This window comes from Pseudomonas sp. NFACC13-1 (assembly GCF_900104425.1).
Classification (GTDB): Bacteria; Pseudomonadota; Gammaproteobacteria; order Pseudomonadales; family Pseudomonadaceae; genus Aquipseudomonas; species Aquipseudomonas fluorescens_AA.
This window is the reverse complement of the sequence record NZ_FMXV01000005.1, coordinates 288,595-306,024: the sequence shown is the minus strand read 5'-3', so window position 1 is coordinate 306,024 and position 17,430 is coordinate 288,595. Positions and strand designations below refer to the sequence as shown.

14 protein-coding genes are annotated in these 17,430 nt (G+C 56.0%); 11 read left to right on the top strand and 3 right to left on the bottom strand.

Features of this window, described 5'->3' with window-relative positions; genetic code table 11:
* Positions 1–144 precede the first annotated feature (144 nt).
* From BLQ55_RS09660 to BLQ55_RS09650, 3 genes are all read right to left on the bottom strand, one after another.
* Positions 145–1,563 (bottom strand): sugar porter family MFS transporter, encoded by a 1,419-nt coding sequence (locus tag BLQ55_RS09660; RefSeq protein WP_092253607.1) that lies wholly within the window; start codon positions 1,561–1,563, stop codon positions 145–147.
* 95 nt (positions 1,564–1,658) lie between these two features.
* On the bottom strand, positions 1,659–2,618 hold the full coding sequence (locus tag BLQ55_RS09655; protein ID WP_092253605.1) for a sugar phosphate isomerase/epimerase family protein: 960 nt from the start codon (positions 2,616–2,618) through the stop codon (positions 1,659–1,661).
* Positions 2,615–3,643, bottom strand: coding sequence for a Gfo/Idh/MocA family oxidoreductase (locus BLQ55_RS09650; protein WP_092253603.1), 1,029 nt, complete (start codon positions 3,641–3,643; stop codon positions 2,615–2,617). The genes BLQ55_RS09655 and BLQ55_RS09650 overlap by 4 nt, the downstream gene beginning before the upstream one ends.
* 339 nt (positions 3,644–3,982) lie before the next feature.
* Here BLQ55_RS09650 and BLQ55_RS09645 point away from each other — a divergent pair, with 339 nt between their 5' ends.
* From BLQ55_RS09645 to BLQ55_RS09595, 11 genes are all read left to right on the top strand, one after another.
* Positions 3,983–5,008 (top strand): LacI family DNA-binding transcriptional regulator, encoded by a 1,026-nt coding sequence (locus tag BLQ55_RS09645; protein ID WP_092253601.1) that lies wholly within the window; start codon positions 3,983–3,985, stop codon positions 5,006–5,008.
* 302 nt (positions 5,009–5,310) lie between these two features.
* Positions 5,311–7,011, top strand: a complete 1,701-nt coding sequence (locus tag BLQ55_RS09640; protein WP_176814200.1) for an AMP-binding protein — start codon at positions 5,311–5,313, stop codon at positions 7,009–7,011.
* A 45-nt stretch (positions 7,012–7,056) separates the two neighbouring features.
* Positions 7,057–7,323, top strand: coding sequence for an acyl carrier protein (locus BLQ55_RS09635; protein WP_176814199.1), 267 nt, complete (start codon positions 7,057–7,059; stop codon positions 7,321–7,323).
* Positions 7,324–7,334: 11 nt separating this feature from the next.
* Positions 7,335–8,357 (top strand): hypothetical protein, encoded by a 1,023-nt coding sequence (locus BLQ55_RS09630; protein ID WP_092253595.1) that lies wholly within the window; start codon positions 7,335–7,337, stop codon positions 8,355–8,357.
* Positions 8,354–9,382, top strand: coding sequence for a fatty acid desaturase family protein (locus tag BLQ55_RS09625; protein WP_060742446.1), 1,029 nt, complete (start codon positions 8,354–8,356; stop codon positions 9,380–9,382). The genes BLQ55_RS09630 and BLQ55_RS09625 overlap by 4 nt, the downstream gene beginning before the upstream one ends.
* Positions 9,379–11,994 carry an aminotransferase class III-fold pyridoxal phosphate-dependent enzyme gene (locus BLQ55_RS09620; RefSeq protein ID WP_092253591.1) on the top strand — a complete coding sequence of 872 codons (2,616 nt, stop codon included), beginning with the start codon at positions 9,379–9,381 and terminating at the stop codon, positions 11,992–11,994. The genes BLQ55_RS09625 and BLQ55_RS09620 overlap by 4 nt, the downstream gene beginning before the upstream one ends.
* Positions 11,995–12,008: 14 nt before the next feature.
* On the top strand, positions 12,009–12,461 hold the full coding sequence (locus BLQ55_RS09615; protein ID WP_060742444.1) for an SRPBCC family protein: 453 nt from the start codon (positions 12,009–12,011) through the stop codon (positions 12,459–12,461).
* The gene (locus BLQ55_RS09610; RefSeq protein ID WP_060742443.1) at positions 12,458–13,588 is read left to right on the top strand and encodes a hypothetical protein; all 1,131 of its coding nucleotides are present in this window, start codon (positions 12,458–12,460) and stop codon (positions 13,586–13,588) included. The genes BLQ55_RS09615 and BLQ55_RS09610 overlap by 4 nt, the downstream gene beginning before the upstream one ends.
* Positions 13,589–13,606: 18 nt before the next feature.
* Positions 13,607–14,293: an ABC transporter ATP-binding protein gene (locus BLQ55_RS09605; protein ID WP_060742442.1), complete on the top strand. Its 687-nt coding sequence runs from the start codon at positions 13,607–13,609 to the stop codon at positions 14,291–14,293.
* Positions 14,290–16,650, top strand: a complete 2,361-nt coding sequence (locus tag BLQ55_RS09600; protein ID WP_081015435.1) for an ABC transporter permease — start codon at positions 14,290–14,292, stop codon at positions 16,648–16,650. The genes BLQ55_RS09605 and BLQ55_RS09600 overlap by 4 nt, the downstream gene beginning before the upstream one ends.
* Entirely contained in the window at positions 16,647–17,426 is a 780-nt protein-coding gene (locus BLQ55_RS09595; protein ID WP_060742440.1) for an outer membrane lipoprotein-sorting protein, read from the top strand. The genes BLQ55_RS09600 and BLQ55_RS09595 overlap by 4 nt, the downstream gene beginning before the upstream one ends.
* Positions 17,427–17,430: the final 4 nt, after the last annotated feature.

The following is a 17,430-nucleotide window of genomic DNA, read 5'->3' as shown; positions in this document are numbered from 1 at the left end:
GTGAACTCCGAACGAAAACCACTTCCCGCTAAAAGCAGCTTGAACTCGGGCACAGCCATCAGCAGAGGAGAGCCGCTTCCCAAAAAACATGGAACGAAATAGGGAAGCGGAGGAACGGCAGTTAAGGGGAAACTTCATCCTCGCCTAACCATACAACCGCTGTTCAATCTCTTCGAGGGTGCTGCCCCGTGTCTCCGGCACCCATACCGCGACGAAGGTCAGAGATAGAAGTCCTGCTCCCACAAACACAAAGAAGGTTTGGCCGATCCCGATCGTCGCAACCAAAGATGGAAAGAACATGCCGATCATCACGTTAGTCAACCAGAACGCTGCGATCGCCATACCCATGCATCCGCCGCGGATGCGCATTGGGAAGATTTCCGCCAAAAGTACCCAAAAAGCGGGCCCGATCAGCCCTTGCATGGAGGCAAGGAACATCGCCATGGCTCCGAGGATGAGCATGGCGCGGGTGACGGAGGGATCGACAAAAACCGAAACCAGGCCAATCAACAATAAAGACAATGTGGTGCCAGTGAAGCCGAGCAACATCATTGGGCGACGGCCCACGCGGTCCAGCAGAGCAATGCCCACGAACGTTGCGCCAATCGAGATAATGCCGTTTACGACATTGGCGATCAGCGCGCTACGTTGCTCCAGGCCTGCTTCTGTGAGGATCTGGGTGCCGAAGTACATGATTGAATTGACTCCGGTCAGCTGCGACGTGACAGCGATACCGATGCCAATCAAAAAGATTCGTCGCGCGCCCTTTTGAGACAGGTCACGCCAGCCGCCTTTTTTGATGAATCGTTCATTGCTGATCTGCTGGGTGATGGCCTCCATCTCAGCCTTGGCGTAGTACTCCTCCCGTACCAGTTTCAGCACCTCCAGGCCCTCTCTGAAGCGCCCTTTGGTGGCCAGCCAGCGCGGGCTTTCCGGCATGTAGAGCATTCCCAACCAGAGTGCCACTGCTGGCAGGGTTGCCAAGGCAAGCATCCATCTCCAAACACCGTCGAGATCACTAAACAAATTGCCCAGTGTGGCGTTGGTGGTGAAGGCCAGGAATTGCCCGGTGACGATCATCAGCTCGTTGCGAGTAATGATGCGACCGCGGATGCTGGATGGCGCCATCTCTGCAAGATACGCCGGCACGACGACCGATGCGCCGCCCACCGCTAACCCCAGGGTGAAGCGGGCGGCCACCATTACGTTGAGGGTGGGCGCCAGCGCACAAGCCAACGCGCCAAGAAAAAACAGTACGGCGAGGAAAAGAATGATACGGCGGCGCCCCTTGAGGTCCGATAAGCGACCGCTGAGCAACGCCCCCATCATTGCGCCGATCAATAGGGCGCTGGCAACCAAACCTTCGGTAAATGGCGTCAGGCCCAGGTCATCTTTCATGTAGAGCAAGGCGCCATTGATGACGCCGGTATCGAAGCCGAATAGCAGGCCGCCAAACGTGGCAATCCAAGTGATTTTTTGCAGGTAGCGCTGTGCCTGGTGTTTTTCAGGGCTTACATAGGCGGCTGAAGTGTCTGCCGTATTTCCGTAGGAATTAATTGTCATTGTGATATTCCTGACTGAAACTCATGGGGATGCTCACTCGCCATCGCGGTGAGCGTTTTTATATGCAATTACATTGGTTTTTCTCGTGGTGCGATTCAGATGGGTTGGGGTTTGAAGTCGCTGGTGGCTACCGGCATGACGCTCTGTAGCAGTCTTACGGACTTTTCCAAACCCTCGAGGCTGTTGAGTAAAACGTCCTCATGCTCGATCGATAGCCAGCCATCGTAGCCAGCCATCTTCAAGCGGTAGCAGAACTGTCGCCACCATTGCTCGCCGTGGCCAAATCCGAGTGTGATGTAGGACCAGCTTCGGGATGAGATGTCCATCAACGAGCCATTTTCCAGGAGTGAATCCACGGCCTGGACTGGCGCATTAAGCAAAGTGTCTTTGGCGTGCACATGGTAAATGGCGTCGCCCAGCGCCTCGGCGGCTACCAGTGGATCAGCGCCCATCCAGAACAGATGAGAGGGATCAAGGTTGGCGCCAATCACCGGGCCGATTGCGTGGCGTAGCTTCAGCAGCGAACGGACGTTGTAGACGCACTGGTTACCGTGCAATTCCAAAGCGATGCGTTCCACACCATTTTCCTTGGCCAGATCAGCTATCTCGCTCCAGAAGGGCAGCAGGCGTTCCTCCCACTGATAGCGCAGCACTGCCTGGGTTTCGGGAGGCCATGAGGCAACCACCCAGTTCGGCATCTTGTCGCCGGCCTGACCTTCAGGTAAGCCAGACATGGTGCAGACGGTCTTGACTCCCAACTCACCGGCTACGCGTATCGTGTCCTTGAGACACTGGCCTTGTGCAGGCTGCGTGGGATGCAAAGGGTTGCCGTTGGCGTTCAAGGAAATGATTTCCAGACTGTGTTCCTGGAAGCTGCGTTTGAGGGCCTTGCGGTCATCGGCGCTGGCGAGCATCTGCGCCAAGTCAAAGTGCGGCGCGGTCGACCATCCGCCGGTGTTGATCTCCAGGCCCGACACACCCAGCCGTTCAGCCTGCTTGAGCATCTCCCGCAGGGGCAGGTTGCCGAGGCTATCGGTGACGAATCCCAGCTTCATGACGTAGCTCCTTCTCGCGATCGGTAGAGGGGCGGGGCCTCCAGCGTCGGCAAAACTACCCGGCGACGCTGATTGAGAGCCTCGATGCCGGCTTGAGCGACAATGGCTGCGCAATAGCCGTCCCAGGCACTTGCGGCATAGACGGGGAAACTGCCTGTGGTGATGAACTCCACGAATGCTTTGTTCTGCAGGCGGTAGGCGTCGGCGAAACGCGGCCGCCAATCGGCAGCGTACCTTTCAAAACCCTGAAGACGGGTGTTGAAACGAGTGTGTACAGGTGTGGCCAGTTGCACGGAACCTAGCTCACCCACCAACTCGCCACGGACGTCGTACCCGTAATGGGCGTTGTTGTTGATTTCAATGTTCACCAGATGGCCTTCCCGGGTTTCCAGCACCATGAATACTGGAGCGCCGACGCCATCCTTAGACGTGTGGGTGGGTTGGAACACCGAGATGGCAACGTATTCAGTGTCGAGCACGTGACGTGCCACATCGAACTCATGAGGCGCGGAGTTACTGATCGCCATTTGCCCGCTGAAGTTGGCGGGGGCTTCTACGTTGCGGTGGAAGTTGTGCATCATCACAGCCCGACCTATCACGCCGTCGCCCAAGGCACTTTTCATTTCCCTGTACGAAGGGTCAAACCGGCGCATGAAGCCCAGTTGCACGAATTGGCGACCCCGGGAGGCCTCTTTGTCGATGACCGCCAGGCACTGGTCCGGGTTTTGAGACAGCGGCTTTTCACACAGTGCGGGTTTCCCTGCATCGATGGCTGCCATGGTCAGGACCGCATGGGTTTCGTCCGGGCTGGCGATGATGACTGCATCGACATCGGATCTTGAAAGGGTGAACAGTGGATCAGTGGAAACGTCAGCGGCTCCATAACGGTCAGCTATCAGCTTCGCTCGCTCTGGCGACGCATCACACACCACATGCAAATTGGCCCCCGGAAGGTCCTGGGCAATGATGCGGGCATGATCCTCCCCCATAATCCCTGCGCCGATAACGGCGATTCGTATGCTCATATTCAACTACCTATCAATGGGCGAAAGTCATCTACGCAGCGTCGAACGCGCGAGCACGTTGACTGAGAAGGGAGGTGCAAGGTGGGCCACGAGCGGCTTGGCCGTGGCGGTCGAAACCAACCGATGAGGCGAGTTATTCATGGGGCTATCCTGGCGGTTTGTTGTGTTTGTTATGCCTCGATTATTAGCGCCGAAAAAGCAAGCATCAAGGAGCACCATAGGCGGTTTATGATGTGAAAAACCTCAAATTCAAGAGTGCAGTACCATTTTCATTGCTCTTGAAGCCGACTATCGGGAATGTTTATATGGTGTAAATAACATCAAAAGAGGGCGTGCCATATGACCACGCAAACATCAGCGCGCTTATGGAAGGGCCCCACCGTTCAACAGGTCGCCAAGGTGGCGAGGGTCGGGCCTGCGACCGTCGATCGCGTGCTGAACAACCGTCCCGGCGTTCGGGAAAACACCCGTCTGAAAGTCCTGGCTGCGCTGGATAAGCTAAGGAAAGATTTGGCTGACGGCATGGCAACGTTGCAGATCAAGCTCTTTTGCGATTCGGGCGAAACCTTCAATGCAACGTTGGCCGACGCCGAGGCATTGGTGAACGCTTCGACACCAGGCGTCGTCGTGCATGGCTACTATGAACCGACTAACCAGGTCGATCCCGCCACTTTTGCTGATCAGGTTCAGGCACAGGGCGCCTCGGCGGATGGTGTGATCGTGGTATCGCGCGAGCATCCGGCGATCAATCGAGCGATTCGCAAACTGTGCAGCCTAGGTGTACCAGTCGTTTGCCTGACCACCGACCTGCCTAATTCCGGGCGAAGCGCTTATGTAGGCAACGATCAATATGCGGCGGGCAGTGTCGCCGGGTTACTGATAGGCAATGCGTTACCCAAGGAACCGGCAAAAATTCTGTTAGTGACCAGTGTGCCGTTTCGCTGTCAGCAAGAGCGGGAGATGGGGTTTCGCAGGGTGCTCCGTTCCGAGTTTCCGTATCTGAAAATCGACGAACGAGTGATGTCCGACGATCGCCCTCAGACTACGACTGAACAATTGACGCGTTATTTTTCCAAGCACGACTACCCGGCAGCCATCTACAACGTGGCCGGTGCCAATCGAGGCGTTGCTCAAGCGATAGATACCATTGCGGCTGAGGATCGGCCTATTTTCGTCGGCCATGAGCTTACAGTTCATACGCGGGCGATGCTTGAGTCCGGCGTCATGGATTATGTTATCTCTCATGATTTCGTTGGCGAGACTGCCGCAGCGGTGCGCTGGATACGAGGAGCGGTTGAGGGAGCCGCGACAACGCCACCTTCCACACAGATCTTGATTCACACTCGATACAACTGTGGTGCGTAGGGCCACGTTGCGTTCTACCCAGCCGTGTCCCTCGGCAAAATCAAGGATGGAGGCCTGTGTCGGAGTCAGTAGCGATCGAGAAACGGTGCTCCTTGCCACATTGATGTTCCCGGTTGCGCCACTGATGTCGCGGAAGATTCCGGCCAAGAAATAAAAAATCTATATAAATCAATATGATGATTTTGATTCGCTACAAGCTTTACGCTTTCGTCGTTTTATTGGCTGATTAATATCAAAGAGCCATATTGACAGATTGTTGGACAATATTTAGTCTTTGCAAGATGTTTCAAGGACTGAACGCGATGACTAATGGATTAGTTGCACATGCCCGCCTGTGCCTCATAGAAAAATTCCTGTTGTGCCCACCGGACCGTCTCACAACGGTTCTTGATCATGATTCTACCGTTTGCCTGACGCAGTTGGACCTCAAGTCGAAGGTTTATCAGGCGCGTCAGGTACTCCGCCAACGTGCCCTTGAACCGGGGCAGGTCGTAGCGATCTGCATGCCTTCGAGCATGGAGGTGCTGACCGTGGTGCTCGCCGCGTGGGCCGAAAGATTGGCAATCGCGCTTCTGCCGCACGATTTAACTCATACGACAATGCGTGATGGCAGCGGGTTGGCCGCAATGCTGGAGTTGATTGAACCTGCGTTGATAATGACCTGCGGGGCGATAGCGACGAAGTTGCCGGGCTCATGGTCAGACGTCGCCCTGACGGATGACGAGTTGCTCAAGCAGATGAGCGCGATAGCCGATTACGTCGATGAGCCAGCCTTGAGCCGCCCTGAAGACTTGGCGATTTTACAGTTCACATCTGGCAGTACCGGAATGCCTAAAGCGGTGTGCATCAGTCAGTCGATGCTCAGTTCTAATTGTCAGGCAATTGCCGAGCGTGTAAACGTCGACACGACCGACCGGATGGTCAGTTGGTTACCGCTTCACCACGACATGGGGCTTTCCGCATTGACGCTGGCCTGGTGGTGTTCTATCGATCTGGTGCTGATGCCGACTCACGAGTTTTCTCGACAGCCCATGGCTTGGCTGCAGGCACTGTCTCGCTTCAAGGGTACCTTGTCTCCAGCGCCAACTTCTGCATTTGCCTTGCTCAGCCGCCTCGCCGGACGCGTGCGCGAAGGTGAACTGGACTTGTCCCATTGGCGCTATGCCTGGGTGGGTGCCGAGCCAGTGTTTTATGACCACCTCCGTCAGTTTGAAATTGCCTTCGCAGTTCATGGCCTGCAAGTGGGTGTACTGCAACCGGCGTACGGTATGGCGGAAGCAGTGGTTGCGGTTTCACTCAACGCACCTGGACAAGGTATGCGCGTTCGCTGGTTGGACACTCAGAGCCTGCACAGCTCAATGCTGGTCAAAGAGCAAGCGCCTGGTGCTCCCGGCTCTGCACCTTATCTAGGAAATGGCACGGCAGTCGGTGAAACCGAATTTCGAGTCGTAGATGAACACCAGATTTGTTTGACGCAGGGCCAGCTTGGCCGGCTGCAGATCAGGGGCGACAGTATCATTCGCCGTTACTTGAAAATGGATCCGGTGCGACCCCAAGCAAAAGATTGGTATGACACGGGTGATCTGGGCTTTCTGCTGAACGATGAAGTGTTCATTACCGGGCGCAGCAAGGACCTGATTACGCGTGCAGGCGTCAACGTCAATCCGCACATTATTGAATGGGCGCTGGAAAGTGCCTTCAATTTAGCTGCCGGTTCTGTCGCTGCCTTTTCCTGCATCGACATTCAGCGTTCAAAGGAATGCGTTGTAGTGGTCATGGCGAGTAATGCTCTTGGCACTCGGGATCCCGCGGAGTTGCGTCGCGAAGTGGCGCAGATCGTTGTACGCCAAGCCGGCGTCCAAGTGGATGAAGTGCTGCTGATCCGCCGCTCGGAATTCCCTAAAACCACAAGTGGGAAAATCCAGCGTCAGGCATTAAGTCGACTGTATTTGAGTAACCGTTTGAGTTCTGCTGCCGTCAATACTGACCGCGTTTCCGCTTAATCATCTTTTACAACAGCACGGATTGCATACGTGCAAGGAGCACTTGTGTTTGATGTTATTTGCCAGACGATAAAAAGCCTTTCAATACAGGGGATTCTACCGGCTCATTTGAGCGGTTCCGCGATAAAGGCTAACGATACGTTGTTGGATTTGGGCTTGGACTCAATGGGGCAACTAACGCTGCTCTCCGAGTTGAAAGGTCGCTTATCGCTGAGCTTGCCTGCCGACCAAGTTGATGCGACGACAACGCTTCATGAGTTGGCGATGATACTTGAGCGTGCTAACACACTCGCGTTTTCCGCGGCGGTATAAAGGGGGCGTCAATGTCCACTAATACGTCTGTAAAAATGCCGTGGTTCGTCAGTGCCAAGGTCGACACGCTGGCTATTCTGGTTGGAGGCCCATTGATTTCGGTCGCGCTGTTACTGGCTATTATGCAGGGGCCGGCGTTTCTGGTGGGCGCGTTATTGTTTGCGCTGTTCCTAGATATTCCCCATGTACTGCATACGCACGTTCGATTGTTCGCTGAGCCGCTGGAGTATCAGCGGCACAAAGTGCAATTCTGGGCGGGATTAGTTGTTATCAGTGTCTTCTGCGTCGCCCTCTACAGCCTGAATGCTCTACCTTGGCTTGTGGCGATCTGGGTTTATTGGCAGCCCTATCATGTGTGTAAACAGCATTTTGGTGTGGCGGCACTTTATGCGAAGAAGGCCGGGTATAAACATTCTACTTTGCCGATTCGCAACATGGTTTTGGCCGGGTTTGCTGCGCCGCTGATTTATCGCATCACTCACGGTGGTTTTCATTTTGGAAACTACGAACTGTTTGAGCAGACGCTGCCGTTTGCGAACATCTCAATTCCAACGCCGGCACTCGCGCCGTTCTGGGCCTGGTTGGCATACGCTGTATTCGCAGGCACGACGCTTCAATTCCTGGTTGCCGAGCGGCGACAGCAGCGTCATCAAGAAGGCTTGCCGCGGTTCGTACTGGTCATGCTGGCGGTTTCGCTGGGGCTGTATAACGCCGCTTACCTGCTGGTGAGCGATCTGTACGCGCTTATTTTGATCGGTACCAGCATCCACGCGCTGCAATACCACTTGGTGTGCACGTCTACCGTAATGGCTGGACTGCGCCGAACTGAAACCCAGCCAGCCGTCACAGGCGCCTTGGGTGTTGCACATGGTTGGGTCAAGCGGATGGGGGCTAAACCGTGGATCTGGTTCAGTACGCTGGGGCTGGCCAGTCTGTTGGTGCTCAGCCTGGAGATGCCTTCCGTAGGGCTGGTACCGCTGATCATCGTTCTGCATCACTTCTACCTGGATGGTGTCATTTGGAAACGTCGGTGAAGCCTGTCGCAAACCTGGACGGGCGTACCTTCGTGGACGAGTTGCGCCCATTGATCGAGGACTTGCGACGCCATCATGCATGGCGCTATCGCTTGGACTTCGGGTTGAGCATCGGATTGTTCTGGGTCGCACTGTCCATGCTGGAAGGCGCCGGTTCTGTGACTTGGCCGTTATGGTATGGCACGGCGGTGTTCACGCTTTACCGGTCGGCCATGTTCATTCATGAGCTGAGCCATATGCCGCGCCGCGCTGTGCCCGGGTTCAACCTGATGTGGAACCTGGCGTGTGGTATCCCACTGCTGTTGCCATCGTTTTTATATTTGAGCCATATCGACCACCATACCCTCGGGCGCTACGGCACTCGCCAGGATCCGGAGTACCTGCCCTTTGAGCAGCAGTTTGGCCGCAGTGTGATCACCTTATTGGTCGGTACGCTTTTTACGCCGCTATTGCTGTTGGTACGTTTTGCAATACTTGGCCCGGCCTCTTGGTGCATTGCGCCGCTGCGTCGGCGGGTCATCGAGCGATACAGTGCGGTCACCTTACATGCCGCCTACCGAAACTCGGCGACGCGTTTTCGCAGCGCGCGCGGCTACAACTACCTGCTGGAGATAGCGACCAGCCTTTATGCGTGGGGGCTGATCGCTGCAGCAGGCTCAGAGATGTTGCCGTGGTCGCGTGTCGGCCTGTTCCTTGCCGTCATTTATGGTGTGTTGTTCATCAACATGTTCCGTACATACCTGGCGCATCGGTATGCCTCCAGCGGTGAACCGGTATCACTTCAATGGCAATTGGCCGATTCGTCGACCCATGATCGCCAGGGAAGTTGGCTGGAACTGCTTGAGCCCCTGAGCCAACGCTATCACGCCATGCATCATCTTTTTCCGGCATTGCCCTATCACTCTTTGAGACCAGCCCATGAACGAATCATGGTGGCCGAGGGTGTGGCGGCGGATCTTTATCGACAGACAGCGGGTCGGCTATCGCCCGTTTCGTCACCCTACAGCACAGAGAATCTTTCATGAGCCGTTGGCAGCAAATCAGTCCATTTGAGCAGCATGTGAATCCTGCGGTCGGCGAATTGATTCGTCGGGTAGGGCTCGACAAAACGTTTGTACGCGGCGAGGGCTGCTACCTCTATGACGCACAAGGACGGGCTTACCTGGATTTTCTCGGTGCGTACGGTGCACTGCCATTCGGCCATAGTCCGGACGCGTTGCTGGCCGAACTGGCCAGCTTTCAACTGAGTCGGGAACCGATCTTTGTGCAGCCATCCTCCCTGGCGGCAAGCGGGTTGCTGGCACAACGTCTATTAGCAATCGCGCCAGGCGATTACCGAAGCGTGACCTTTCAAAACAGTGGCGCCGAAACGGTAGAGGCGGCACTTAAAGCCTGCCTTATCAAGACAGGCCGTAAGCGCATTTTGTCGACCCACCAGAGCTTCCATGGCAAGACGCTCGGAGCGCTCTCAGCGACAGGCTCGGATAAATATCAGGAAGGTTTCCAAGCGCCGTTGCCTGGTTTTGATTTTGTTGACTATGGCGACATTCAGGCCCTTGAAGACCAATTACAGCGCCACCCTGACGCCTACGCTGCAGTAATCATTGAACCCGTACAGGGCGAGGGTGGAATCAATCTGCCGCCGCCCGAGTACCTGCAGCAAATCAGGGCCGCCTGTGATCGCAGCGGCACCCTGTTGATTATCGATGAGGTTCAAACCGGACTGGGACGCACCGGGCAGATGTTCGCCAGTGCGGGGGTGCAAGCGGACTGCCTGCTGCTGGCGAAAGCCCTGGGCGGCGGGGTCATGCCGATCGGTGCCTGCCTGATCAGCAAGAACGCGTACAGCGAAGACTTCCAGAACAAGCACTCATCTACTTTCGGCGGGAACACACTGGCCTGCCGCATCGGGCTGAAAGTGCTGGATCTACTGGACGAACGTCAAGACCTGCTGGACAACGTGCGAGATAACGGACGCTACCTGCTGGAACAGCTCAACGAGCTGGCGGCAAGACACGCCTCGTTCATCAAGGAAGTACGCGGTGCGGGCTACCTGATCGGCATCGAGTTTGATCTTGATCGCAGTCACTATCCGCAATTCTACGGCGGCTTCACCGGCATCATGGGGGAGCAGGAAAGCCTTGTTCCCATTCTCGCAAGCTACCTGCTCAATGTTGAAGGTGTACGCGTTGCACCGACCCTCAACGGCGCGAACGTGATGCGTGTCGAGCCTCCCCTCATTGCCGGGCGAGCTGAGTGTGAAGTGTTTATCCAGGCGTTGGCTCGCACGCTGCAATGGGTGGAGGAGGGGCGTACGGGCACATTACTTGCTCATCTGCTTGATGCTCAGCCCTGCTCGTCGGGACCACCGCCAGCTCCGCTGCATCAGATCAGCTTTACCGAGGCAGTGCCTGATAACCATTTTGCATTTGTTCTGCATCCCCTGGAGCTCTCGAACTATGCCGAATTCGATGAAAGCCTGAGTCATTATTCTCAACAGTCGTTGCGCATGCTTGAAGAGCGCTTGAATCCGTTGATGGACCCATTTTTCGTCTCTACGGTCGAGCTTACATCGCCCGCCACCGGTCGCAGAGTGACCGGTGATCTGATCATGGTGCCACGCTCCGCGGCGCAGTTTGCGGCGATGCCCGTTGAGGAATCCTGTGAACTGATCGGCCAGGCCATCGACATGGCCAAGCAACGCGGTGCAACGTTGGTTGGGCTAGGAGGGCATACCTCAATCGTGACCGGTGGTGGCTTGCGTTTGTTGGATAAAGGCGTGGCCCTGACGACGGGTAACAGTTACACGCTGCTTACAGCGGTCGAGGCATCGTGCCGCGCAGTTGAAATGACAGGGCGCCGTATGCAGGACATGCGCGTTGCGGTTATTGGTGCCACCGGAAGCATAGGCTCGGCCATCGCGCGGTTGATTGCGATGCAGGCCGGACAGGTCACCCTGGTGGGTAACCCGATGAGTGCACGGTTCAACACGCCGCGCTTTGCCTCTGTCATTACTCAGTTGGTGAACTTCTGCACGCAGGGCGTGCCGGCGCCCGGCAGCGTACTTGCCGGAATCGCTGAGCGTTTGAACGAACACGATAGCGCGGATCTCGCAGCCTTGTTGTTGACTGAAAACGGTGAGCGTACCGCGCTGCGCTGGAGTAACGACATCAACCTTTCGTTGGCCGACGCTGACTTGGTACTGATTGCGACTAACAGCGCCGAGCGTTTTATCAGCGCCGATGACATCGCCGAAGGTGCCATCCTGTGTGACATCTCCCGACCTGCCAATGTCAGCCAGGATATCTCAAGTCGCCGGCCGGACGTGCTGGTGCTTGACGGTGGCATTGTCGAAATGCCCGGAGAAGCACGCTTGGGGTCACGTTACGGTATCCCGCAAGACCTCGCATACGCCTGCATGGCCGAAACCATGATGCTCGCCCTCGAAGGTATCTCCTGCCACACGAGCCTTGGTCTGGACCTCAGCAATGATGACCTTGAATTGGTTCAATCGTTGTCCGTGCGCCACGGTTTCATGCTGGCTGGATTTCGCAGTTTTGATAAAGCCCTCGATCCCGATCAGTGGCGCAGATACGCCGAACGATTCAGCACCGCTACCGCTGTCGAAACCATCTAAGAGAGGATCCGAGTATGCCCGTATTGGAAAAAACCACCCTCATCAAGGGGCGTAGCTGTGCCGAGGTATTCGACTTCTGCATGGAAGGTGTGAACTTCCCGAAGATCTTCCCGGAGCGCGTTACCCCACTTGGAAACATAGATATTGCTGACCTGCGGATCGAGCAAGGGCGTCAATTCCGTTTCCGGCATTGGATGTTCGGGTTTATCCCTGCCAATTGGACCGTTGGCATCCGCGAAGTCAAAGACAACGAGTATTTCATTGATGAAATGATCAAGGGGCCCCTGAGTGCGTTCCGGCATGAGCATCGCGTTGAATCCGCTGCCGGGGGGACGCTGTATACGGATCGAGTGACTTATCACGCAATAGGCGGTGCGCTGTTTGAGTGGTTGTTTGTCGACGCCTATATGGACCGGATATTTGAAGCACGTCACCGCAACATGCAACAGCTTTTGGACCTCTCATGATTACTGTCGAAGCAGTGGATACGGCAAAGCGGTTAAGGCAGTTTATCGACCTGCCTTTTCGTCTGTACGCCGACGACCAGCACTGGGTTGCGCCCTTACGCAGCGACATGAAACGGATATTGTCACCACGACATAACCCCTTCTTTCGCGAAGCGCAGATTGAGCATTTTCTGGCGCTGGATGATCAAGGTCAGGCCCAGGGTCGAGTCAGCGTATGTATTCACGCGGCATACAACCTGCGCTTTGGTCATGAGCACGTTTTTTTCGGTTTTTTTGAAGTCGCGCCAGACCCCGCCGTCACGCGGGCATTATTCGATGCGGTAGGTAAATGGGCGAGAGCACGTGGCAAATCCAGGTTACTGGGGCCTTACAGTTATACCTCGACACAGGATGCTGCGTTGTTACTCGAGAACATCGACGGCCGGCCTCCCACGTTGCTGCAAACCTATAACCCGCTTTGGTACGCCGACGCTCTCAAGCAGGCGGGTTTCGATCTGGCTTTCACCTTCAGCACGTATGGGGTTGACGTGGAGCAGTACCGTGCGCGACGCAAGGCCAGCCGCAGTGAAAAAGTATTGCCAGGTAGCCAGTTCAGTGTGCGCAGTGCTACGCGGGCTGACTTGCGTTCGAATCTGGAGGAGATCCGCTGTTTGTTCAACAGTGCATTTGCCGAGAACTATGAGGTCGCGCCGATCTCCAAGGCCAGTTTCAAATTCCAGATCGATAGTGTGAAGACGTTTATCGATCTGGAAGGCATCAAGCTTATTGAGTTGGACGGCCGGGCCGTAGCATTTTTCCTGGTTTTGCCGGACCTCAACCAGATCTTGAGTCGGCTCAAGGGGCATTTCGGTCTGTTCGACCTGTTCAAGCTAAATCGTTACAAGCGCGGCGTCACCGGTGGTGTCATCGCACTTATCGGTGCCGACCCATCCGTCCAGGGAAGTGGTCTAGGCCGGTTGATCGGCGATGAGATCGTGCGTTACGCCGAACCGCGCTTTCAACGTGTTGACACCATGTGGATCGACGACCGCAATCCTTCCAGCTACGTACTTGCACGTAATGTCGGAATGCGTCGGACCAAGCGCTACGGTGTTTTCGGACTCAATCTAGACCAAACCCCGGGTTGAACTGGAGCTGTAATCGAAATGGATAATCCCTTGATTTCTCTTGTGGGGCTGAAAAAATTCTACCCAAGCGGCGACGGGCGCAGTTTAGTACTCAATGACATCAACCTGACGATACCTCGCGCCAGCATGACGGTGATCAGAGGTGTATCAGGCTCGGGCAAAACCACGCTGCTCAACGTGCTGGGCGGTTTGGATCGTGTGGATGAGGGGCTGGTCCAGGTCGCAGACGCACGCCTGAACGCCATGGACTTCAAGGCATTGACGCGTTTCAGGGCAGAGCGGGTAGGGTTCATCTTCCAGTTTCACAACTTGATCCCGACGTTGACGGTGAAGGAAAACGTGCTGACTGGGCTTGAACCGATCCGCTCAGTCACTTTGCAGGATCATGCGCGCGCGCAGGAATATTTGCGCAAAGTTGGTCTGCACGAACACGCCGAAAAATTCCCTTCAAAACTCTCCGGGGGCCAGCAACAGCGGGTCGCTATTGCGCGAGCGCTTATCAAGGAACCTCAGTTGATTCTCGCGGACGAGCCCACCGGCAGTCTTGACGAAGAGACAGGCATGCGTGTTTTCGAACTGCTGCGTCAGATGCAGGAAGAGAAGCAGGTCACGGTGGTCATCGTCACGCACAACCCCGCACTTGGGCAGCACGCCGATGACGTCTACGAGATGCGCTCCGGCAACCTGCACAGGGCCGAACCATGAACATGCTGATGCGGCATGTGCTTCGCTCGGTTCTGGTCATTCGCTATCGCTTGCTGACCATCGCACTGATCTGTGCCTCGACCTTTGGTGTGCTGGTGGGTGCCTATTCGGCGATCGACAGTCTGTTCGATACGGTGGAGGACATTCAGTCCCACGCATCGATGGCCGATCTGGAAGTCATCTTTGCGCCGGACGATCTGATCAACCTCCCGGCATTTGATGACATTGCCGGCGTAACCGCGACCCATCACCGCTTACTGATGCCAGGGTTGGCGCCTTTGGGCGGTAATCAGCCGGTCGCAGGATTGATGGTGAGTGCCGACGCAGCGGATTTCTCGGCGGTCAATCGACTGAAGGTCTTGCAAGGTCGCCTGCCGAATGCAGCGGACGTTGCAGGGATTGCCCTTGAGCGTAACTGTGCGAAATTCCATGGGAAGGGCGTGGGTGACCGTTTTGATTTTATTGCCGGCGCTGCCAGGTATCCGGTGGAGGTTATCGGCATCGTTGAAAGCCCGGAGTATCTGGTCGCGCCGCTGAATCCCAGTGTGTACGTGCCCAGCAACGGCTCCCTGTGTGTGTTGTTTGCTGACCAGGGGCTCATGCGCCAGCAGTTGGGTTTTTCAGCCAGCAACAGCTTATTGTTCAGCGTGTCGCCGCATGCGTCGATGAATGAGGTCAAGCAGCGCATTACCGCGCGAGCGCAGTCGCGTCTGGCCGTCGATTACGTGCTGCCGCGCCAGGAGCAGTTCAGCCAAAAGTTCCTCGAGTTGGACCTCAATACCTTCAAGGTTTTCCTGCCGACGGTTGTGCTGATTTTTGCGCTGTCATCGACCCTGGTGGTGTTTTTCCTCATGTTCCAATGGGCCAAGGAAGAACGCCCATTGATCGCGATGTTTCTCACGCTGGGCTATACGCGTCGACAGGTCGTTTGCGCTTACAGCCTGCCTGCGCTGATGCTGATTGTGCTCGCTTTGGTGCTGGGTTGCGGCCTGGCGCTGTTTGATATGTATGCATTCGGCTGGAACTATGCACGCGCCATCGGCATGCCCGAGCCACAGTTGATGTTCAAGCCAGCTTATCTATGGCGAGCCGGATTATTGCTGTGCTGCACCGTCGCCCTGGGCATGTACTTGCCGATGCGCTCGATCATTCGCATCACGCCGATGGACGCCCTGCGTGACGTTGGCGCAGGTCAGGAGCAAGCGTTTGCGCTGCGCATGGTCGCCTGTCTGCGTCATATCGGAGGACCGTTCTGGTTTCGTTATTCGTTGCGCAACTTGCTGCGCAGCTGGCGCATCAGCCTGGTCACGGTGCTGGCAATGTCGGCGAGTATCGCAATCACCATTGCCTTCTATATTTCCCTGACGTCCATGGAGCGAACCGCGATCAGCAACGTGGAGCGCGACAACTGGAGTCGCGTGGTCGATCTGGATGTGCCCTGGTGGGATGAAGATATCGGCCGTCTCGAAGGCCTGGCGTCAGGCAGTCGCTGGTCGACGTTCGTCAAGGGCGGGGCGCAGGTTCTGGGCGAAGGGCAGCTGGATAACGCCAGTCTCCTGGGTATCGAGCCGGCAGACAGCGTGCGTCACGTAAACCTGATGGAAGGCCGGATGTTGTTGGACGGCGATCTTGACGCGCTGGTTATTGAACGCCGCATCGCCATCGCCCATGACGTCCACCCAGGTGACCGTTTGAATCTAAAAGTGCGAGGAAACGTCTATCCAGCCAAGGTCGTCGGGGTGTTTTCCGGGGCGCTGCCGGGTGAAGTGATTACGACGCGCCGCTTCGCTCAGCAAATGCTGTCACTGGATGAGCAGTTTACCGGCGCGTACCTGGTGGATGCGGGGAGCAGTGGCCTGGACGATGCGAGAATCTATGAGTTGGCAGGCGTGGTACGGGTTACGTCCAAGCAGAACATAGTCGCCTCCATCCTGGAGATCAGTTCGCATATCTGGGTGATCATTCACATCTCGGCGTTGATGAGTATTGCGATTGCACTGCTGTTTGCGGTGACCAGCATGAACTTCAGCATCGTGGGGCGTCGCGGCGAATATGGCGTGTTGAGAATTCTCGGTTTCAGCGACCGAAGTGTGTCGCTCATCATGCTTTGCGAAACCTTCAGCGTTGCGCTGCTTGCTGGCGTGGTGTCCATCCCGCTGGGCTATGGTCTCGGAGGCGTCCTCAATCATCGCCTGACGGACGTCTGGTTCAAGATCAATACCGACCCCGCCTCCAGTGATTTCTGGAGAGTCATCCTGCCCGCCTTGGTGATTATTCCATTCGCAGCAATGCCTGCCATTCGTCATGTATTGCGTATTCCCGCGGTAGACACGCTCAAACTCAGGAATTTTGGATGAACAGCAAACTGCTAACAGCCTTGCCTCTTTTAATGCTTTGCACATGGCCAGCCTTCGCCGACGATGCGCTGGCGGTCATGCAGGATTCTGATCGCCGCATGAAGGCACAGGACGAAAAAGTCGACTATCGCATGGAGCTGTTTGAGGGCGAGCGGCTGACCTTTACACGCCAACTGAGTCGCTTGGACAAGCGTATGAGCGACCGCATGGGCACCCTGGTACGGTTCACCGCGCCCGCGGCCGTCAAGAATGTTGCGCTGTTAATCGAGGACAGTGGAAAAGCCGCGAACGACATCTGGTCTTATACCCCTTCGACCAAAAGCTTGAGACGACTGGCCGGTTCTCAAAAGCAGAACTGGTTCATGGGTACAGACTTCACCTATGAAGACTTTGAGGACTACAAGCTGCTGAACTACACGTTCACTAGCCTCGCGACCTCCCAGCCCTGCCTCAGTTGGCCGGCATGCCGGCAGATTGAAGCGAAGGCGCGTAGCGAAGAGGCAGATATTTCCGGCTATTCACGCAAGGTCTATTACCTGGAAGAGAAGAGCCGTTACCCGGTGCAGGTGGATTACTTTGACCGCCAGGGGGTGCTGGTCAAACAGCTTAAAAGCGACGGCTTGCAAGTCGTTGACGGATTCAGCAGGCCTACGGCCCAGACCATGCACAATCTGGCAGCCAATAAGAGCACGCGGATGATTGTCGAGAAAGTGAGCATCAACCCTGGCATCTCGGATGCTGAATTCACTCAACGTGCCTTGCGCACTGAACACTGATCCC

Coding starts and splice junctions, on each gene's coding strand:
- BLQ55_RS09660 (WP_092253607.1), bottom strand. CDS start 1,563: ATGACAATTAATTCCTACGGAAATACGGCAGACACTTCAGCCGCCTAT.
- BLQ55_RS09655 (WP_092253605.1), bottom strand. CDS start 2,618: ATGAAGCTGGGATTCGTCACCGATAGCCTCGGCAACCTGCCCCTGCGG.
- BLQ55_RS09650 (WP_092253603.1), bottom strand. CDS start 3,643: ATGAGCATACGAATCGCCGTTATCGGCGCAGGGATTATGGGGGAGGAT.
- BLQ55_RS09645 (WP_092253601.1), top strand. CDS start 3,983: ATGACCACGCAAACATCAGCGCGCTTATGGAAGGGCCCCACCGTTCAA.
- BLQ55_RS09640 (WP_176814200.1), top strand. CDS start 5,311: ATGACTAATGGATTAGTTGCACATGCCCGCCTGTGCCTCATAGAAAAA.
- BLQ55_RS09630 (WP_092253595.1), top strand. CDS start 7,335: ATGTCCACTAATACGTCTGTAAAAATGCCGTGGTTCGTCAGTGCCAAG.
- BLQ55_RS09620 (WP_092253591.1), top strand. CDS start 9,379: ATGAGCCGTTGGCAGCAAATCAGTCCATTTGAGCAGCATGTGAATCCT.
- BLQ55_RS09615 (WP_060742444.1), top strand. CDS start 12,009: ATGCCCGTATTGGAAAAAACCACCCTCATCAAGGGGCGTAGCTGTGCC.
- BLQ55_RS09610 (WP_060742443.1), top strand. CDS start 12,458: ATGATTACTGTCGAAGCAGTGGATACGGCAAAGCGGTTAAGGCAGTTT.
- BLQ55_RS09605 (WP_060742442.1), top strand. CDS start 13,607: ATGGATAATCCCTTGATTTCTCTTGTGGGGCTGAAAAAATTCTACCCA.
- BLQ55_RS09600 (WP_081015435.1), top strand. CDS start 14,290: ATGAACATGCTGATGCGGCATGTGCTTCGCTCGGTTCTGGTCATTCGC.
- BLQ55_RS09595 (WP_060742440.1), top strand. CDS start 16,647: ATGAACAGCAAACTGCTAACAGCCTTGCCTCTTTTAATGCTTTGCACA.